Origin of the sequence: Prevotella sp. E9-3, assembly GCF_022024015.1 — a bacterium.
Taxonomy (GTDB): Bacteria; Bacteroidota; Bacteroidia; order Bacteroidales; family Bacteroidaceae; genus Prevotella.
Map to the genome: position 1 here is coordinate 2,199,319 of NZ_CP091786.1, position 15,727 is coordinate 2,215,045.

Here is a 15,727-nt window from a genome sequence, read left to right on the forward strand (position 1 = left end):
GAGCAGGAGTTTTTATATGAACATTATAAAAAACCCGTCAAGGAGTGATTGGGCAAAAATAATTGAACGCCCCCACTTGGATATATCTCAATTAAATTCGACTGTTTCTTCCGTATTGGCCGATGTCAAATCACGAGGCGACGAGGCTGTCAAAGAATACGAGGAGAAATTCGACCACGTAAATCTTTCTTCTATTGCCGTTACCGAGGAAGAGATGAAAGAAGCCGAGACACTTGTCAGCGAAGATTTGGAACAAGCCATTCGATTGGCTCACTTCAACATCAAGAAGTTTCATGAGTCTCAGCGTTTTAAAGGCGAGAAAGTTGAAACCGGACCAGGTATTACTTGCTGGCAGAAAAGTGTTGCCATCGAACGTGTAGGTCTTTATATTCCTGGTGGTACTGCCCCACTCTTTTCAACTGTTCTGATGTTAGCGACCCCTGCTAAAATTGCCGGTTGCAAGGAAATTGTACTATGCACCCCTCCCAATCGTGAAGGCAAAGTAAATCCTGCCATATTGGTAGCAGCCAAGACAGCAGGTGTTAGCAAAATATTCAAAGCAGGCGGTGTTCAAGCAATAGGTGCAATGGCCTATGGAACAGCTTCCGTGCCAAAAGTCTTTAAGATTTTTGGACCTGGCAACCAATATGTTATGGCAGCAAAGCAACAAGTTAGCCTACACGATGCTGCTATTGATATGCCTGCAGGCCCAAGCGAAGTATGTGTTATTGCTGACGAAACTGCTAATGCAGAGTTTGTTGCTGCCGATTTACTCTCACAAGCTGAGCACGGTATCGACTCACAAGTATTGCTTATCACCACTTCCGAGGACATGCTCTTTCAGGTAAAAGCCGAAGTAGAGCGTCAGCTTGAGCTTCTTCCACGCAAAGAAATTGCAGCCAGGACACTTGAGAACAGTCAATTGGTATTGGTAGAAAATGAAAATGAAGCAATCGAGCTGTCAAATTTCTATGCCCCTGAGCACCTAATTCTCCAAACGAAGAATTTTGAACAAATGGCTGAGCAAGTGGTCAATGCCGGTAGTGTATTCTTAGGCAAATATGCCTGTGAGAGTGCAGGTGATTACGCAAGCGGAACTAACCATACCTTACCCACTCATGGATATGCTACCGCCTATAGTGGTGTTAATTTGGATAGTTATTGCAGAAAAATCACCTTCCAACACCTCACAGAGGAAGGTGTTCACCATATTGGTCATGCTGTTGAATTGATGGCTGAAGCTGAACAACTTGACGCACATAAGAATGCGATGACTGTAAGAATCAAGTCATTGAAATAATTAGTTTCGTGTATATTCCTCTATAAACGCCAAATTATGAAGAGTTTACAAGATCTTACAAGGCCCAACATATGGTCTCTTGCCCCCTACAGTAGTGCACGAAATGAGTATGCAGGCAAGACCGCTCGAGTATTTCTTGATGCCAACGAGAATCCTTACAATGCTCCGCTCAACCGTTATCCAGATCCTTTACAAGAGGAACTGAAAGTAGCTTTAGCTGGCGTTAAGGGTGTTCCGGCTGAGAATATTTTCTTGGGCAATGGAAGCGATGAGGCCATCGACCTCCCCTATCGATGTTTCTGTGAGCCAGGCAAGGACAATGTCGTAGCCATCGAGCCTACATACGGCATGTATAAGGTATGCGCTGATATCAATAATGTTGAGTATCGTCCAGTCCTTCTCGATGAGCACTTTCAGTTTTCAGCACAACAATTATTAGACGCCTGCGATGAGCATACCAAACTTATTTGGCTTTGTTCTCCTAATAACCCCACAGGTAACAACCTGCAACGAGAAGAAATAGTTAAAGTCATCGAGCAGTTTGAAGGTATCGTCATTGTTGATGAAGCATATAGTGACTTCTCTCGTCAGAAATCTTTTCGTCATGAACTGGCTCAGCATCCCAACCTCATTGTACTGAACACAATGAGTAAAGCATGGGGATGTGCTGCTATTCGTTTAGGTATGGCCTTTGCATCAACTGAGATTATTGCACTTTTCAACAAAGTGAAATACCCTTACAACGTAAACCTTCTGACACAACAAAAAGCACTTGAAGTAGTGAAAGACAAATACGAAGTTGAAAAATGGGTAAGCACAATCCTTCAAGAGCGTAGCCGACTGATGGAAGCATTCCGAATGCTTCCTATTTGCAAAGAGGTCTATCCCAGCGATGCTAATTTCTTCTTGGCAAGAATGACGGATGCACAGGCTATTTATAATTACCTTGTTGACCTGGGAATCATCGTTCGTAACCGATCACGCATTCAACTATGCCAGAATTGTCTGCGCGTAACCATTGGCACTCGAACCGAGAACAATGAATTAGTTGGTGCTTTGCGCCAATACAAATAACTTTTTACAGAAAAGGAAGGGCTTTTCGCTGAAAAAAGTTTGAAGAGTCCTTCTTTCTTTTTACCTTTGCCTAAAACTATTAGCTGTAACGTATGCCAATTGATACTATCATACAAACTTTTGACCCTATCACTCTGGCTGAGATGAAGAGTGTGAAGTTAATGAACCGTACCGATACAAAGTTTGTCACTACTCTTCCAATGCTTGAGGAACTTCTGAAAATGGCACAAGGCGATTATTATGCCCAAGTCATTGATGGCGAGCGTAACATGCTTTACGACACCACATATTTTGACACTCACGATTATGGCATGTATCAAGAGCACCAAACAGGACATACCAACCGACAGAAAATACGTTTTCGCACCTACGTCAGCTCAAATCTTCAATTCATGGAAATCAAGACTAAAAACAACCACGGTCGAACCAAGAAAAAGCGAATTGAAGTAGCAGATATGGACCTTCATGATGAAACAAAACGACAGTTCATCGATGAACATCTCCATTTTAGTGCCGATGACCTGATTCCACACATGCACAATTATTTCCACCGTATCACATTAGTAAATCATGCCAAAACGGAACGTCTTACCATTGACACGGCATTGGAATTTAACAACATACAAACCAATACACATCGTGAAATGGGTAAATTGGTTATTATTGAGTTAAAACGTGATGGGCTCGTATTTTCACCTGTACTCGAAATGCTCCGAAAACTTAGGATTCATCCTCATGGATTTAGCAAATATTGCATGGGGGCGGCATTGACAAACAATCAGCTCCCCATCAATCGCTTTAAGCCGAAACTCCATGATGTAGAGAAATTATTAAATTTATACCTCTAAAAATAAAACATTCTGATAACAATAAAAAATAAAACTATACAATTATGGATACATTATTCTCAGCCGATTTCAGTAGCACATTAATCAGATTCCTTATCTGTATTGTTGTTAACTGGGGAATCATTCATTTTCTCTATTACCGTAAAAGTCACCGTAACGACTTCTATTTCACTTTCATGCTCATGACAGTAGCAATCTTCTTCCTTGTTTATTTCATGATGGGAATGGATAGAGGAAAAGCTACGATGGGCGTCGGCTTAGGCCTGTTTGGCATCTTCTCAATTATGCGTTATCGTACTGATGCAATGCCAGTACGTGAAATGACCTACCTGTTTCTCATTGTCTGTTTAGCCGTTGTTCATGCAATGGCTGAAGATTTTGGTGAGCTTGTCATTGTCGATATTCTTACTGTTGCTTCAATTATTGCTTGTGAAAGACGTTTCCATGTACATGCAACGAAACTTATTCAGTATGACCGTATCGAACTTATCAAACCAGAGAAAAGAGAGGAGCTTATCAATGATCTTGAGACACGTACAGGTTTGAAAATCATGAAAGTTGAAGTTGGTGGAATCGACTTTCTCAAAGATTCTGTAGTTCTGCGCGTCACCTACGATGCCGACATAAACAATACTGTTGATAACCAGTTTACTGTAAGAAAATCACAATGGAGAGAAGTCTGACACTTTTACTTTTCATTACACTCATAGGCATGCCCTATACCAAAGCTCAAACGAATGACTTTGGCGCATGGTATGAGCTTGGTGCAGAGAAAAAAATTTCTCGCAACTGGAATATTGGTGCCGAAACAGAATTGCGCACACGCAATAATTCTCGGACTTTAGACCGTTGGAGCATGGGTATTAATGCAGAATACAAGTTATTCAAAGGCTTAAAAGTTTCTGCAGGCTACAATTTCCTCTATGACAACAACGTAGAAGAATTTGATTTCAAGAAAGACGGTCTTCGTCCAAACAAGTGGACTCCCAGCTATTGGGGAGTTCGCCATCGTTTCAGTGTTGCATTGACTGGCAGTACAACTCTGGGGCGCCTCGGTATTTCCTTGCGTGAGCGTTGGCAGTACACCTATCGTCCAGAAGTCAATGGAAAGAAATACGACTTTGACAACGAGACCTGGACATCCATTAAAGGCAAAGGAAAAAATGTTCTTCGCAGCCGACTGAAGATAGGATACGATTTCCCTCACTGGAAGTTTGATCCAATTGCAGGATTTGAAATATTCAACGATAAGAATGGTATCCAGAAAACCCGTTATCAGATTGGTACAGAGTATAAATACCAAAAGCATCATGTTTTCTCTCTTGGCTACTATTTTCAAAATGTAAATGAAAACGATGATGACGGCGATTTGAACAGTCACATCATCAGTGTTGGCTACAAGTACAAATTCTGATTTCTCAATCACTGTTTTAAGATAATCAATGAAATGAAAAAAACATATCTATTCTTGACGATTGCATTTGGCATCATGTCATGCGTAAATGATGACAAATACGATTGGGATAATGATTTTGCCGATAAAACGACCACCGACACATTGAACATCGGCATCACATACAATGGCACCAGTGTCAGCGTATCTGGCGACGATGCTGGCTTCGTAAGTATCAACGGATCAGATGTTACGGTAAGATCCAACACAAACAAATTCTTGATGCTTACGTTGAGTGGCACCACGACGGATGGATCACTACTCATTTTCAGTTGGAAGAAAGTCGGAGTCCTTCTCAATGGTGTCAGCATTACAAATGCCGATGGTCCTGCCATTAACAACCAATGTGGAAAGTCATTTTATGTAATTACCAAAGAAGGAACCACCAACTCCCTTACTGACGGTATCAACTATGCTGATGCCCCTATTACGGACGAGGGAGATACTATAGACCAGAAAGCTACGCTATTTAGTGAAGGTCAGATTTATTTTGGTGGAGCAGGTACCCTGAACATTTATAGTAATTCAAGAAATGGTGTTGCCAGTGATGACTATATCATTTTTGAGAGTGGCACTGTCAATATTAATGTTTTATCAACCGGTTCGAATGGCATTAAAGTTAACGATGGCTTTACAATCACTGGTGGCACATTGAACATCGATGTAAAAGCCGATGGTGCCCGTGGTATCAAAAATGATTCTTTTACCACTATCAATGGAGGAATCACGACTATCAAAACTTCAGGAGACTGCAAGATAGAAAGCACTGATGGCATTACCGATACAACCTCATGTGCGGGAATCAAGTGTGACAGTCTTTTCACAATGACATCCGGTTCACTAAATCTTCTTAGTACTGGTGATGGAGGAAAAGGACTGAACTGTTCGCAAGATATTAAGATCAATGGTGGTATTTTTGTTGCTGAAACTACAGGCTCAAACAGAATCGGCAAGCCTAAAGCCGTAAAAAGCGATACAGGTATTATCCTTAGTGGAGGATCATTCGAGGCAAAAACTGATAAAAGCTGGGCCTGCGACAATGGTTATGAAAACGATGCTGAAAGTGAATCAGAAATAGCAAAAAAGCGAGTTACCATCATTGGTGAACCGACAACTAAAATACTTAATAAAAAAGAAGTAAAAGTAGTTTTTTAATCAACTTGTCCCCAAGACATCAATTTTTCTCTTTATACGCTTCTACGCCAATTGTCTCTCGGCTTCCGATGGTCAATTGGCGTAAGTCGTAATAGGAACCATTATAAATATTGAAATCAACATATCCCTTAATGCCTGGCAATTTACCTACATCTGTATGCTGCCAGAATTTCCAGTCACCTTGATATTCCACACTATCCACATAGTAATGTGCTATCCAATAAGGATATTGGTCAAATTCCCTATCCGAAAGATATTGCATCTTAAACTTATAATAGGTATAGATGATTGGTTTGACACCATAGTGCTTTTCAACAAGATTCAACCACTCCAGCACGCTATTTTTGAATTCGTCATCTGATTGTCCTTTCGGTTTATGCTCAACATCCAGTACCGGTGGCAAATCACCTTGTTGAAGATTCACGTTTTTAATAAAGAAATTAGCCTGATCTTTTGCTGGAGAGTGAACACTATAGAAATGGTATGCTCCTCTGGTAAAGCCATGTTCGAGCGACTGTTCAAAATTATTCTTAAACTTAGGATCAATACGACTAGCCCCTTCGGTAGCTTTTATCATGACGAATCTGATAGGACAACGGTCTATTTGCCCTTGACTACGCAACATCGCCCAATTAATATCTCCCTGATAATGTGATATATCTATGCCATGAATTTCATAGCCTTGAGGCAAAGATGTATCACCATAGAGAGCACGCCAACGAAAACCGAAAGGAGAAACGAAGAAATAATAAAACGCCCAAACATAGACAACCATTATGGCAACTACCCCCAGCCAAAAAGACCAACGAGGCATCCTATGAAATAGTCTCAATAATATCCCTGGTTGTTTATGCTTAGATGACTTAGCTCGTCTTCCTTTTGAAGTATTCCTATTTGCTGGCATAAAAAGAAAAAGACACGGACTTGACCAAATCCATCAAATCCGTGTCTGAAATATTCAATTTATTTTGCCTGCTCCAAAGCAAGGGTACGTGTGGGCTGATCGCACACTTCTGTGGGGCCCCAGTACTGGATTGGACCAGGATAAATATAAGCAGTCTCGCGAGCCCATTTCTCACGGTTGGCAGCAAAAGCCTTGAAGGGTTTACCATCAAGCTCTACGAGAGCCTTACGGATAACGGGCTTCATCTCACCGTTACGACGCTCCATGTTCATCATCATAGTGATGGGCACGCCACCGGCTTTCCACTCTGCAGCAGGAGCTGTAGTATTCTTCACGATAGCCATGTAACCAGTTTTGCCGGCTGCAATCAGCTGAGCAGCGCTGGCACCCAGAGCGTAGCAGTAGTCAGCATCGAAGTTAGAAGGAGCAGCGCAGCGTCCCTCATATCCGAAGAAGTGGTGCTGAGCAGAGAACTTGCCAACATATTTTCCTTCCTTCTTCATCTTCTCCAGCTTCTGAGCTACCATAGTAGACAACAGTTTTTCGGTTTCAATAAGTGACACCTGTACGTTTCCGTGAGGATCGCGGTCAAGAGCCAACTGACGGGCTACGCCAACAGGCAGGCTGTTGAACACTGCAAGATTCTCGTCAGAAAGATGACTCTTAGCGAAGTCAACCTGCTCGTCGCGGCTGATGTTCTTTGCCTCGGGTAAAGCCAGCACATCGTTGAGCTGAGCAATCAGTTTCTTGATAGCAGGGATGAACTCAATCAGACCTTCTGGGATAATAACAGTACCGAAGTTATTGCCATCCTTAGCGCGGGCAGCTACGGTCTCTGCGATATAGCTAACTACATCGTCCAGGCTCATCTGCTTGGCCTCTACCTCTTCAGAAACAAGGCAGATGTTTGGCTGAGTCTGCAGAGCGCACTCCAAAGCGATGTGAGAAGCAGAACGGCCCATCACCTTGATGAAGTGCCAGTATTTGCGTGCAGAGTTACAGTCACGCTCGATATTGCCAATCAACTCTGAATAAGTCTTACATGCGGTATCGAAGCCGAATGAAGTCTCAATCTGATCATTCTTCAAGTCGCCATCAATAGTCTTAGGACAACCAATCACCTGTACGCCATAGTTCTTGGCAGCATAGTATTCAGCCAAAACACAAGCGTTGGTATTTGAGTCGTCACCACCGATAATAACGATAGCCTTAATACCAAGTTCACGGATAATCTCAAGGCCTTTCTCAAACTGGTCAACTTTTTCCAATTTGGTACGACCAGAACCGATCATATCAAAACCGCCAGTATTACGATACTCGTCAATGATGTCGGCAGTGAGCTCCATATAGTTATGATCAACAAGACCGCCAGGACCCAGGATAAAACCGAACAGACGGTTTTCGGGGTTCAACTTCTTAACAGCATCAAAAAGGCCAGTGATTACGTTGTGACCGCCAGGAGCCTGACCACCACTGAGAATGATACCAACGTTCATCTTTTCGTGAGCAGTCTCTTGACCGGGAACGAATTCTACGAGTGGCATTCCGTAGGTGTTAGGGAAGAGAGCCTTGATTTCTTCCTGATTATCAACACTCTGTGTAGGAGCACCTTCCTGCACTTTCACTGCGCCCTGCAAGCCGAGAGGCAATTTGGGCTGATAGGCGGCTCTTGCCACCTGCAATGCACTTTTCTGCATATTTTTCGGATAAAATAATTATTATTAGAGAATAATCTTTTTGCGAGGCAAAGTTACTCATTATAATTGAAAAAAGCGTATAATTAAGTTTTTTTTTGAATAAAGCGCTTGCCATCTCAGAATTTTTACTTAACTTTGGCAAGCAAACAATTACACATATTAATTAATATTTTCACCTATGGCTAACAAAAGAACACTAAAGCGCGGCATCAATCTAATCTGCGAAGAACTGTTTTCTGAATGTATTGCCGCTTCACTCTACGGAGCTGATGGTCACAAGGATAACGCCGATGCTCTCTTATTTTCTATTGTTAAGATGCAGGCCGACTTTACTTGTCGCGTTTGCCATCCAGAGCCAGGCATGCTTCCCAAACAGTACTACAAGACATTGCGCCAAAAATTTACGGCCCAAGTAGGTGAGATTGTTGATCAGATCAACAATTTCTAATTCTATTTTCAATTATTTACTTTATTTGAACCGAGTTACTCTTATTATGTGGAAGAAATTCTGTAACTGGCTATTGTACAAGCGAATGGGATGGCGTGCCGAAGTTTCGGAGCCCCATCCCGATAAATATATTATCTGTCTGGCTCCTCACACTAGCAATTGGGATTTTCTTATTGGCCAACTTTATAATGGTGCGATGGGGTTGGGCTCCAATTTTTTAATGAAGAAAGAATGGTTTTTCTGGCCATTAGGTCCTATCTTCCGCAAGATGGGCGGTATTCCTGTATATCGTCAGAAACACATGCGTATGACCGATGCAATGGCTGAAACAGCACGAAAGGCAACCACTTTTCATCTATGTATTACACCAGAGGGAACTCGTTCTCGGGTAGAAGAATGGAAGAAAGGTTTTTATTTCATAGCCCAAGGTGCAGGCATTCCAATTCTTCTTTATGGTATTGACTACGAACGCAAACTGATCCAGTGCACCAAGACAATCATACCCACTGGTGATATTGAAGCCGACATGCGCGATATTAAACTCTATTTCAAGGACTTCAAAGGTAAAAACCCAGAGAATTTCACGATTGGAGAAATATAAGGAAATGAAGATCTTTACTAAACGATTCTTTTTTGTAGCAGGGGCATTATTTATGCCACTGCTTCCTTCTTTTCTATTGGATGCCCAACCAACAAGTTGGGAGAAAATTGAGCATATAGGAAAGCCATGGGTTAGCAATGTCTCACGTCCTTATGAAATCACTGAAGGAATGGAAGGGCGTCACTTGGCGCTATGGGCTTCACATGGTCGTTTTTACGATATAGGAAAAGAGCGTTGGCGATGGCAGCGTCCCCCACTCTACACTACTTGCGAGGACCTGTTTACCCAAACCATTGTGGTTCCCTACCTCATGCCCATGTTGGAAAATGCAGGAGCCATTGTTTTTTCCCCTCGCGAACGCGACTGGCAACGTCATGAAGTGATTGTTGACAATGACGGTTCCAATTCTTCCCTTTATTTTGAAACCCAAGAGCACAACCACTGGATGCGCTGCATGGACAAAGGGTTTGCCTTTCACAATGGCTATTATCATGATGGTGAGAATCCTTTCGAAGCAGGAACAGCACGTATGGTAGAAGCCACCAAGGATGCCAACAACCTGAGCACCGTGAACTACCAGCCTAATATTCCTGAAAGTGGGAAATATGCTGTGTACGTAAGCTACCAGACATTACCTTCAAGTGTTGACGATGCTCATTATATTGTTTGGCACCAAGGTCAGAAAACCGAATTCAGGGTAAACCAGCGAATGGGTGGTTCCACCTGGGTTTATTTAGGCACCTTCACTTTCGATAGCGGATGCAATGAGCAGAATCGTGTGGTACTAACCAATCAAAGCCAGCAAATAGGTATGGTCACGGCCGATGCGGTACGTTTTGGCGGTGGTATGGGCAACATTGAGCGCGGTGGTGATGTGAGTCATCTGCCCCGATGCCTTGAGGGTGCCCGATATTATGCCCAGTGGGCTGGTATGCCATATAATGTCTATTCATCCAAAAATGGTGAGAACGACTACGCCGATGACATTAATGCCCGTTCATTGATGCTCAACGAATTGTGCGGTGGTTCTGTCTATGCACCAGATTCCACAGGTCGCAAAGTACCCATTGAGCTATCGTTAGCCGTTCATAGTGATGCCGGTTATAATAAGCCCGATGGTGAAGGTATTTATGGTTCATTGACCATCTGTACTACAGGCTATGGCGATTCACTTTTGGCTGCAGGCTGTTCACGCCAGATGTCGAAAGAACTGGCTTCTGAGTTATTAGACAATACCACAGCCGACCTTCAGTATCGCTATCGCACATGGGAGCCTCGAGAAGTATATGATCGCAACTACTCTGAAACGCGTGTTCCCATAGTACCTTCTGCTATCCTTGAAACCCTGTCCCACCAGAGTTTCAATGATATGCGCTATGGCCTTGACCCCAACTTTCGTTTCACGTTGGCTCGTTCTATCTACAAGACACTGCTCAAATATACAGCACGCAAACACCACAAGGATTACGTTGTAACTCCTCTTACTCCTCATAATTTCAATATCGAATTTACTGAACAAGGCGATGGTCAGGTGATCATCAGTTGGACACCGACTCTCGATTCGCAGGAGCCGACATCCAAACCTACGGCTTACGTACTATATATCGCTGAAGGAGATGGAGATTTCGACAATGGTACTCTCATCAAGGGAACGGCTGTTACCACCCGACTTCGCCCGGGAGCCCTTGTTCATTTCCGAGTAGCAGCTGTCAACAATGGCGGCATCAGTTTCCCCTCACAAGTACTCACCGCTTCTTACCAGTCGGCAGAAAGCAAGAAGATCCTCATTATCGATGGCTTCCAGCGTCTTTCCTCTCCATCAGTGACAGCTCAGGGATTCGATTTAGACGATGATCCTGGCATAACCTTTGGCCGCACCTGTGGTATTCTTGGCCGTCAAAGAGGTTTCGATCCGGCCTTTATTGGCATTGAGGATTCTACCGGCTTGGGATACACCTCTTCAGAGATGGAAGGCCGCTTCATTGGTGGCCATGAATTCGATTATGTACGCTCCCACGCTAAGGCAATCTTTAATTCCGGCAAGTACAACATCATCAGTTGTTCTTCCGAAGCCATCGACCGTCAGCCATTGTACAAATACGATGCTGTCGATTTGCTACTGGGCCTGCAATGCGACGACGGGCATAGTCTTCTGACGTATAAGGCCTTCCCCGACAATCTTCGCAGTTCCATCAGCCAATATGCCGTTCAGGGAGGTCGTATCTTGACCAGCGGAGCCTATATTGGTCGTGACATGAAAAGTGACGATGACATTTTCTTCCTTTCCGAAGTCCTTAAATGTCAGCACTTCGGAACTTATCGCGACTCCATTGAGACCATCAAGGGACTGGGCACCACTTTCGATTTCTATCACCAGCTAAACGAGCAGCATTATGCCGCCACGTCGTGCGATGTTCTGATGCCTGTTTCTGAAGGAGCCTTCTGTGCCATGCTTTACGGCAATGGAACAAGTGCTGCCACAGCCTATCGCGGCCCTGGCTACAGAACCTTCACAATGGGCTTTCCCTTGGAATGCATCAAGGAAGACAGCAAGCGGACAGCCATCATGCGGGGAGTTCTGAATTTCCTTCTGCAATAATTGTCGGCCCTATCACCTCTTTATTAATAGAATATACAACTTAAATAATAAACTGTTATGAACAAAATACAAGCAAACGCTTCAGGAACACGAAGCATTGAAGTAAGTGAACAACATTTGGCCACTATCGACCAGTATCAACTGTTTCGTGATCTGATCGACTCCAATGGCATCGTTGACGAACAGGTACTCGACAAGCTGAAACTGAACGTCCGTTCACTGCTCGAGTCAGAAACCGGCAACGACAAGAACCTGCTCGACCTCTGTCTCGATGTCATCTATCATCAGAACATGAAAGCATTCGGTCTTCAGCAGTTAGTACTCCTCTATATTAATTGGAAGAACTCCCAAGAGACTAAAGCCCCCCAACAGGAAGCAAACGATCAGGAAGCCTAATAGCCAATGGAGTATAGACTGACCGACTTTCTTCCTACCACCAAAAAGGAACTTGAACTCAGGGGATGGGATGAGGTGGATATCATCCTCTTCTCTGCCGATGCCTATGTGGATCACCCCTCATTTGGCGCAGCCGTGATTGGCCGCACCCTTGAGGCAGCAGGCTATCGTGTGGCCATTATTCCCCAGCCCGACTGGCACGGCGACTACCGCGACTTCAAGAAGTTGGGGCGCCCACGCCTTTTCTTCGGCATTGCGCCGGGCTGCATGGATTCAATGGTCAACAAATACACCGCTGCCCGCCGACTGCGCTCGGAGGATGCCTATAGCCCTGACGGTCGTCACGACATGCGTCCGGAATATCCCACCATTGTCTATGCCAAGATTCTCAAGGAGCTCTATCCCGACGTCCCTGTGGTGCTGGGCGGCATCGAAGCCTCCTTGCGCCGCGTCACTCACTACGACTATTGGAGTGATGAGCTCAAGAAATGCCTGCTATGCTATTCACCTGCCGACATGATCACCTATGGCATGGGCGAGAAAGTGACCATACAGTTGGCCCATCGACTGGCTGCCGGCGAACATATCAAAGACATCAAGGACCTTCCCCAAACGGTATTCCTGGCCCGAAAGGAAGACATCCCCGGCGGTATCACCGATTGTGACATTGTGCTCCATTCTCATGAGGAGTGCTTGAAGAACAAGCGTGCACAGGCTGAAAACTTCCGTCAGGTTGAGGAACAGTCAAACATGATGCACGCCCAGCGATTGTTGCAAGGTGTTGACGGTCGATATGTAGTGGTGAATCCACCATTCCCGCCCATGACTACCGAAGAGCTCGATGCCTCGTTCGACCTGCCCTACACACGCCAGCCTCACCCCAAGTATAAGGGTAAGCGCATTCCAGCCTACGACATGATCAAGTTCTCGGTGAACATTCATCGTGGCTGCTTTGGCGGATGCGCCTTCTGCACCATCTCGGCCCATCAGGGCAAGTTCATCACCTGTCGGTCGAAGGAGAGCATTCTCCATGAGGTGAGACAGATTGTTGAGATGCCCGACTTCAAGGGCAACCTTTCCGACCTGGGTGGTCCATCGGCCAATATGTATGGCATGAGCGGCAAAAACAAGAATGCCTGCGAGAAATGTCGCCGGCCGTCGTGCATCCACCCTCAGATTTGCCCGAACCTGAATACCGACCATTCCAAGCTACTCGAAGTATATCGTGCTGTCGATGCCCTCCCTGGCATCAAGCATAGCTATATTGGTAGCGGTGTGCGTTATGACTTGCTCTTACATCGTAGTAAGGACGAAGCCAGCAACAAGGCAGCCATGGAATATACCCGTGAACTGATAACGCACCACGTTAGTGGACGCCTCAAGGTAGCCCCCGAGCACACCAGCGACCGGGTACTCTATTTGATGCGCAAGCCCTCTTTCCAGCAGTTCTACGAATTCAAGCGCATCTTCGACCGTATCAATCGCGAAGAAGGCTTACGCCAGCAAATCATCCCCTACTTCATCTCCAGTCACCCTGGTTGTCAGGAGGAAGATATGGCCGAGCTGGCTGTCATCACCAAGAACCTCGATTTCCATTTGGAACAGGTGCAGGACTTCACGCCCACGCCACTCACCAATGCCACCGAGACCTGGTACACAGGCTTCGACCCATACACCCTCGAACCCGTGTTCAGTGCCAAGACGCCGAAAGAGAAGCAGGCCCAGCGACAGTTCTTCTTCTGGTACAAACCTGAAGAGCGCCGTGGCATCGAACAGTCCCTACGCCGCATTGGCCGTCCCGACCTTATAGCAAAACTCTACAGCGGAATGCCTCCGCAAGGCGGTTATCGCCCGGCCTCCTATGGGCCTAAGCCTGCCGACAAGTCGTCGAACGGTAAACACACTGGCGGCAAGCCCAAATCATACAATCCGAATTTCACCAATGAAAATAATAGAGCAAAGCATCGTAGCGAAAAACCCCAGCAAGAAAAGCGAGGACGGAATCGTCACAACTTCTGATTTCATTGCTGTTATCGATGGCTCAACATCCAAGACCGACCGTCGCTACAGTTTCTTCAGTAGCAACGGTCGGTACACTATGAACATCATCAGCAAATTCCTGCGCCATGCCCCAAAAGACATGTCCTGCCATCAGTTCTGCCTGGGTGCATCCCGTGCCGTGGCCAAACACTATCGGCAGTCACAGCTACAGCACCTGAGTCTGCATCCCGAAGAACGCCTCACCGCCTCCTGCATCGTTTACAGCCGACTGAGGCGCGAAATCTGGATGATAGGCGACTGCCAGTGCCTGCTCATCCCTTCCGTTTCCTCCCCCAGTCAGGCACTACCGGCCTCTTCCGCCACTCCCCAGTATTTCGACAATCCCAAGCCCTACGAACAGGAGCTTGCCGAGCAGCGTGCCTCTATCATCCGCAACAGTCCGCTGCCCAAGGAGCATTTCCTTACCGACGATACTGCACGGGCAGCCATCATCCCTCACATGCTCGAGACGATGAAGAATCAGAACAAGACCTACGCCGTTATCGACGGCTTCCCTGTGGCCGAGCAGCATGTGCGCACCATCACCCTCGACTTCCAGCCGTGGGAGATTGTTCTTGCCTCCGACGGCTATCCTTTCCTCGAGCCCACCCTCCAGGCATCCGAAGCCAAGCTGGCCGAGCAGCGGCTCAACGACCCTTTAAACATCGGCACCTTCAAGGCCACCAAAGCCTTTGTTGAAGGCAATAACTCCTTTGACGATCGTGCCTACATCAGATTTAAGGTCTGAAATTTGGTAGATAGCAAAAAAAATCATACCTTTGCAGCCGCAAAATGGATTTTATCTAAAAGAAATCCTATTTATATGGTCGGTCTCGTAGCTCAGTTGGATAGAGCAACAGCCTTCTAAGCTGTGGGTCTTGGGTTCGAATCCCAACGGGATCACGAAAGATTAAAAGGTTCCAAAGAATAAAGCTTGCTTTAAATTCTTTGGAGCCTTTTAAGATTTTGTAGGATGGCTGGCGCCAGCCTACAGAGATCGACAAAGTCAATCCCAACAGAACCAGCCTACAGGGATAGACGCAGTCAATCCCAACGGGATCAGGGATCGACGCAATCTATTCCAACAGAACCACAAAGGATGGCTTCCTTTGCCGAAAATATCACGAAAAATATTGGAATCTCAAAAATCAGTGCACCAAAATGGTACACGATTCAAAATAAATATTTATCTTTGCACCAGGATTACTAATA

General features: G+C 45.2%; 14 protein-coding genes and 1 tRNA gene. 13 read left to right on the forward strand and 2 right to left on the reverse strand.

From position 1 onward, the window contains the following. Positions 1–16 precede the first annotated feature (16 nt). From hisD to L6475_RS08345, 6 genes are all read left to right on the forward strand, one after another. On the forward strand, positions 17–1,300 hold the full coding sequence (hisD, locus tag L6475_RS08320; RefSeq protein ID WP_237818956.1) for a histidinol dehydrogenase: 1,284 nt from the start codon (positions 17–19) through the stop codon (positions 1,298–1,300). A 36-nt stretch (positions 1,301–1,336) separates the two neighbouring features. After that, a complete protein-coding gene (hisC, locus tag L6475_RS08325) occupies positions 1,337–2,374 on the forward strand; it encodes a histidinol-phosphate transaminase (RefSeq protein WP_237818958.1) in 1,038 nt (345 codons plus the stop codon). Positions 2,375–2,466: 92 nt separating this feature from the next. Further along, positions 2,467–3,222, forward strand: a complete 756-nt coding sequence (locus tag L6475_RS08330) for a polyphosphate polymerase domain-containing protein (protein ID WP_237818960.1) — start codon at positions 2,467–2,469, stop codon at positions 3,220–3,222. A gap of 44 nt (positions 3,223–3,266) precedes the next feature. Next, positions 3,267–3,905 (forward strand): DUF4956 domain-containing protein, encoded by a 639-nt coding sequence (locus L6475_RS08335; RefSeq protein WP_237818961.1) that lies wholly within the window; start codon positions 3,267–3,269, stop codon positions 3,903–3,905. Further along, positions 3,890–4,636, forward strand: coding sequence for a DUF2490 domain-containing protein (locus L6475_RS08340; protein ID WP_237818963.1), 747 nt, complete (start codon positions 3,890–3,892; stop codon positions 4,634–4,636). Before L6475_RS08335 ends, L6475_RS08340 begins: the two co-directional genes overlap by 16 nt. Positions 4,637–4,669: 33 nt before the next feature. Next, positions 4,670–5,830: a carbohydrate-binding domain-containing protein gene (locus tag L6475_RS08345; protein ID WP_237818965.1), complete on the forward strand. Its 1,161-nt coding sequence runs from the start codon at positions 4,670–4,672 to the stop codon at positions 5,828–5,830. A gap of 19 nt (positions 5,831–5,849) precedes the next feature. Here the strand turns inward: L6475_RS08345 and L6475_RS08350 are convergent, their stop codons facing one another. Both L6475_RS08350 and L6475_RS08355 read right to left on the reverse strand, forming a co-directional pair. Next, complete coding sequence (locus tag L6475_RS08350; protein ID WP_237818968.1) at positions 5,850–6,734, reverse strand: glycoside hydrolase family 25 protein; 885 nt, start codon at positions 6,732–6,734, stop codon at positions 5,850–5,852. Positions 6,735–6,793: 59 nt separating this feature from the next. Then, the gene (locus tag L6475_RS08355) at positions 6,794–8,431 is read right to left on the reverse strand and encodes a diphosphate--fructose-6-phosphate 1-phosphotransferase (protein WP_237818970.1); all 1,638 of its coding nucleotides are present in this window, start codon (positions 8,429–8,431) and stop codon (positions 6,794–6,796) included. 178 nt (positions 8,432–8,609) lie between these two features. Here L6475_RS08355 and L6475_RS08360 point away from each other — a divergent pair, with 178 nt between their 5' ends. The 7 genes from L6475_RS08360 to L6475_RS08390 all read left to right on the forward strand — a co-directional run bounded on the left by L6475_RS08360 (position 8,610) and on the right by L6475_RS08390 (position 15,418). Continuing rightward, the gene (locus L6475_RS08360) at positions 8,610–8,879 is read left to right on the forward strand and encodes a hypothetical protein (RefSeq protein WP_237818972.1); all 270 of its coding nucleotides are present in this window, start codon (positions 8,610–8,612) and stop codon (positions 8,877–8,879) included. 46 nt (positions 8,880–8,925) lie between these two features. Beyond that, complete coding sequence (locus tag L6475_RS08365; protein ID WP_237818974.1) at positions 8,926–9,480, forward strand: 1-acyl-sn-glycerol-3-phosphate acyltransferase; 555 nt, start codon at positions 8,926–8,928, stop codon at positions 9,478–9,480. A gap of 4 nt (positions 9,481–9,484) precedes the next feature. Continuing rightward, the gene (locus L6475_RS08370) at positions 9,485–12,079 is read left to right on the forward strand and encodes a xanthan lyase (protein ID WP_237818976.1); all 2,595 of its coding nucleotides are present in this window, start codon (positions 9,485–9,487) and stop codon (positions 12,077–12,079) included. A gap of 57 nt (positions 12,080–12,136) precedes the next feature. After that, positions 12,137–12,475, forward strand: coding sequence for a hypothetical protein (locus L6475_RS08375; RefSeq protein WP_237818978.1), 339 nt, complete (start codon positions 12,137–12,139; stop codon positions 12,473–12,475). A gap of 6 nt (positions 12,476–12,481) precedes the next feature. After that, complete coding sequence (locus L6475_RS08380) at positions 12,482–14,494, forward strand: YgiQ family radical SAM protein (RefSeq protein WP_237818980.1); 2,013 nt, start codon at positions 12,482–12,484, stop codon at positions 14,492–14,494. Next, positions 14,418–15,263, forward strand: a complete 846-nt coding sequence (locus tag L6475_RS08385; RefSeq protein WP_237818982.1) for a hypothetical protein — start codon at positions 14,418–14,420, stop codon at positions 15,261–15,263. Before L6475_RS08380 ends, L6475_RS08385 begins: the two co-directional genes overlap by 77 nt. Positions 15,264–15,344: 81 nt before the next feature. Beyond that, positions 15,345–15,418 (forward strand) — tRNA-Arg (locus L6475_RS08390). The last annotated feature ends 309 nt before the right edge of the window (positions 15,419–15,727 follow it).

Excerpts from the sequence above, each read along its gene's own strand:
- L6475_RS08360 (WP_237818972.1), top strand. The coding sequence starts at position 8,610 with ATGGCTAACAAAAGAACACTAAAGCGCGGCATCAATCTAATCTGCGAA.
- hisD (WP_237818956.1), top strand. The coding sequence starts at position 17 with ATGAACATTATAAAAAACCCGTCAAGGAGTGATTGGGCAAAAATAATT.
- L6475_RS08335 (WP_237818961.1), top strand. The coding sequence starts at position 3,267 with ATGGATACATTATTCTCAGCCGATTTCAGTAGCACATTAATCAGATTC.
- L6475_RS08380 (WP_237818980.1), top strand. The coding sequence starts at position 12,482 with ATGGAGTATAGACTGACCGACTTTCTTCCTACCACCAAAAAGGAACTT.
- L6475_RS08330 (WP_237818960.1), top strand. The coding sequence starts at position 2,467 with ATGCCAATTGATACTATCATACAAACTTTTGACCCTATCACTCTGGCT.
- L6475_RS08355 (WP_237818970.1), bottom strand. The coding sequence starts at position 8,431 with ATGCAGAAAAGTGCATTGCAGGTGGCAAGAGCCGCCTATCAGCCCAAA.
- L6475_RS08345 (WP_237818965.1), top strand. The coding sequence starts at position 4,670 with ATGAAAAAAACATATCTATTCTTGACGATTGCATTTGGCATCATGTCA.
- L6475_RS08365 (WP_237818974.1), top strand. The coding sequence starts at position 8,926 with ATGTGGAAGAAATTCTGTAACTGGCTATTGTACAAGCGAATGGGATGG.
- L6475_RS08340 (WP_237818963.1), top strand. The coding sequence starts at position 3,890 with ATGGAGAGAAGTCTGACACTTTTACTTTTCATTACACTCATAGGCATG.
- L6475_RS08370 (WP_237818976.1), top strand. The coding sequence starts at position 9,485 with ATGAAGATCTTTACTAAACGATTCTTTTTTGTAGCAGGGGCATTATTT.
- L6475_RS08385 (WP_237818982.1), top strand. The coding sequence starts at position 14,418 with ATGAAAATAATAGAGCAAAGCATCGTAGCGAAAAACCCCAGCAAGAAA.
- L6475_RS08350 (WP_237818968.1), bottom strand. The coding sequence starts at position 6,734 with ATGCCAGCAAATAGGAATACTTCAAAAGGAAGACGAGCTAAGTCATCT.
- hisC (WP_237818958.1), top strand. The coding sequence starts at position 1,337 with ATGAAGAGTTTACAAGATCTTACAAGGCCCAACATATGGTCTCTTGCC.
- L6475_RS08375 (WP_237818978.1), top strand. The coding sequence starts at position 12,137 with ATGAACAAAATACAAGCAAACGCTTCAGGAACACGAAGCATTGAAGTA.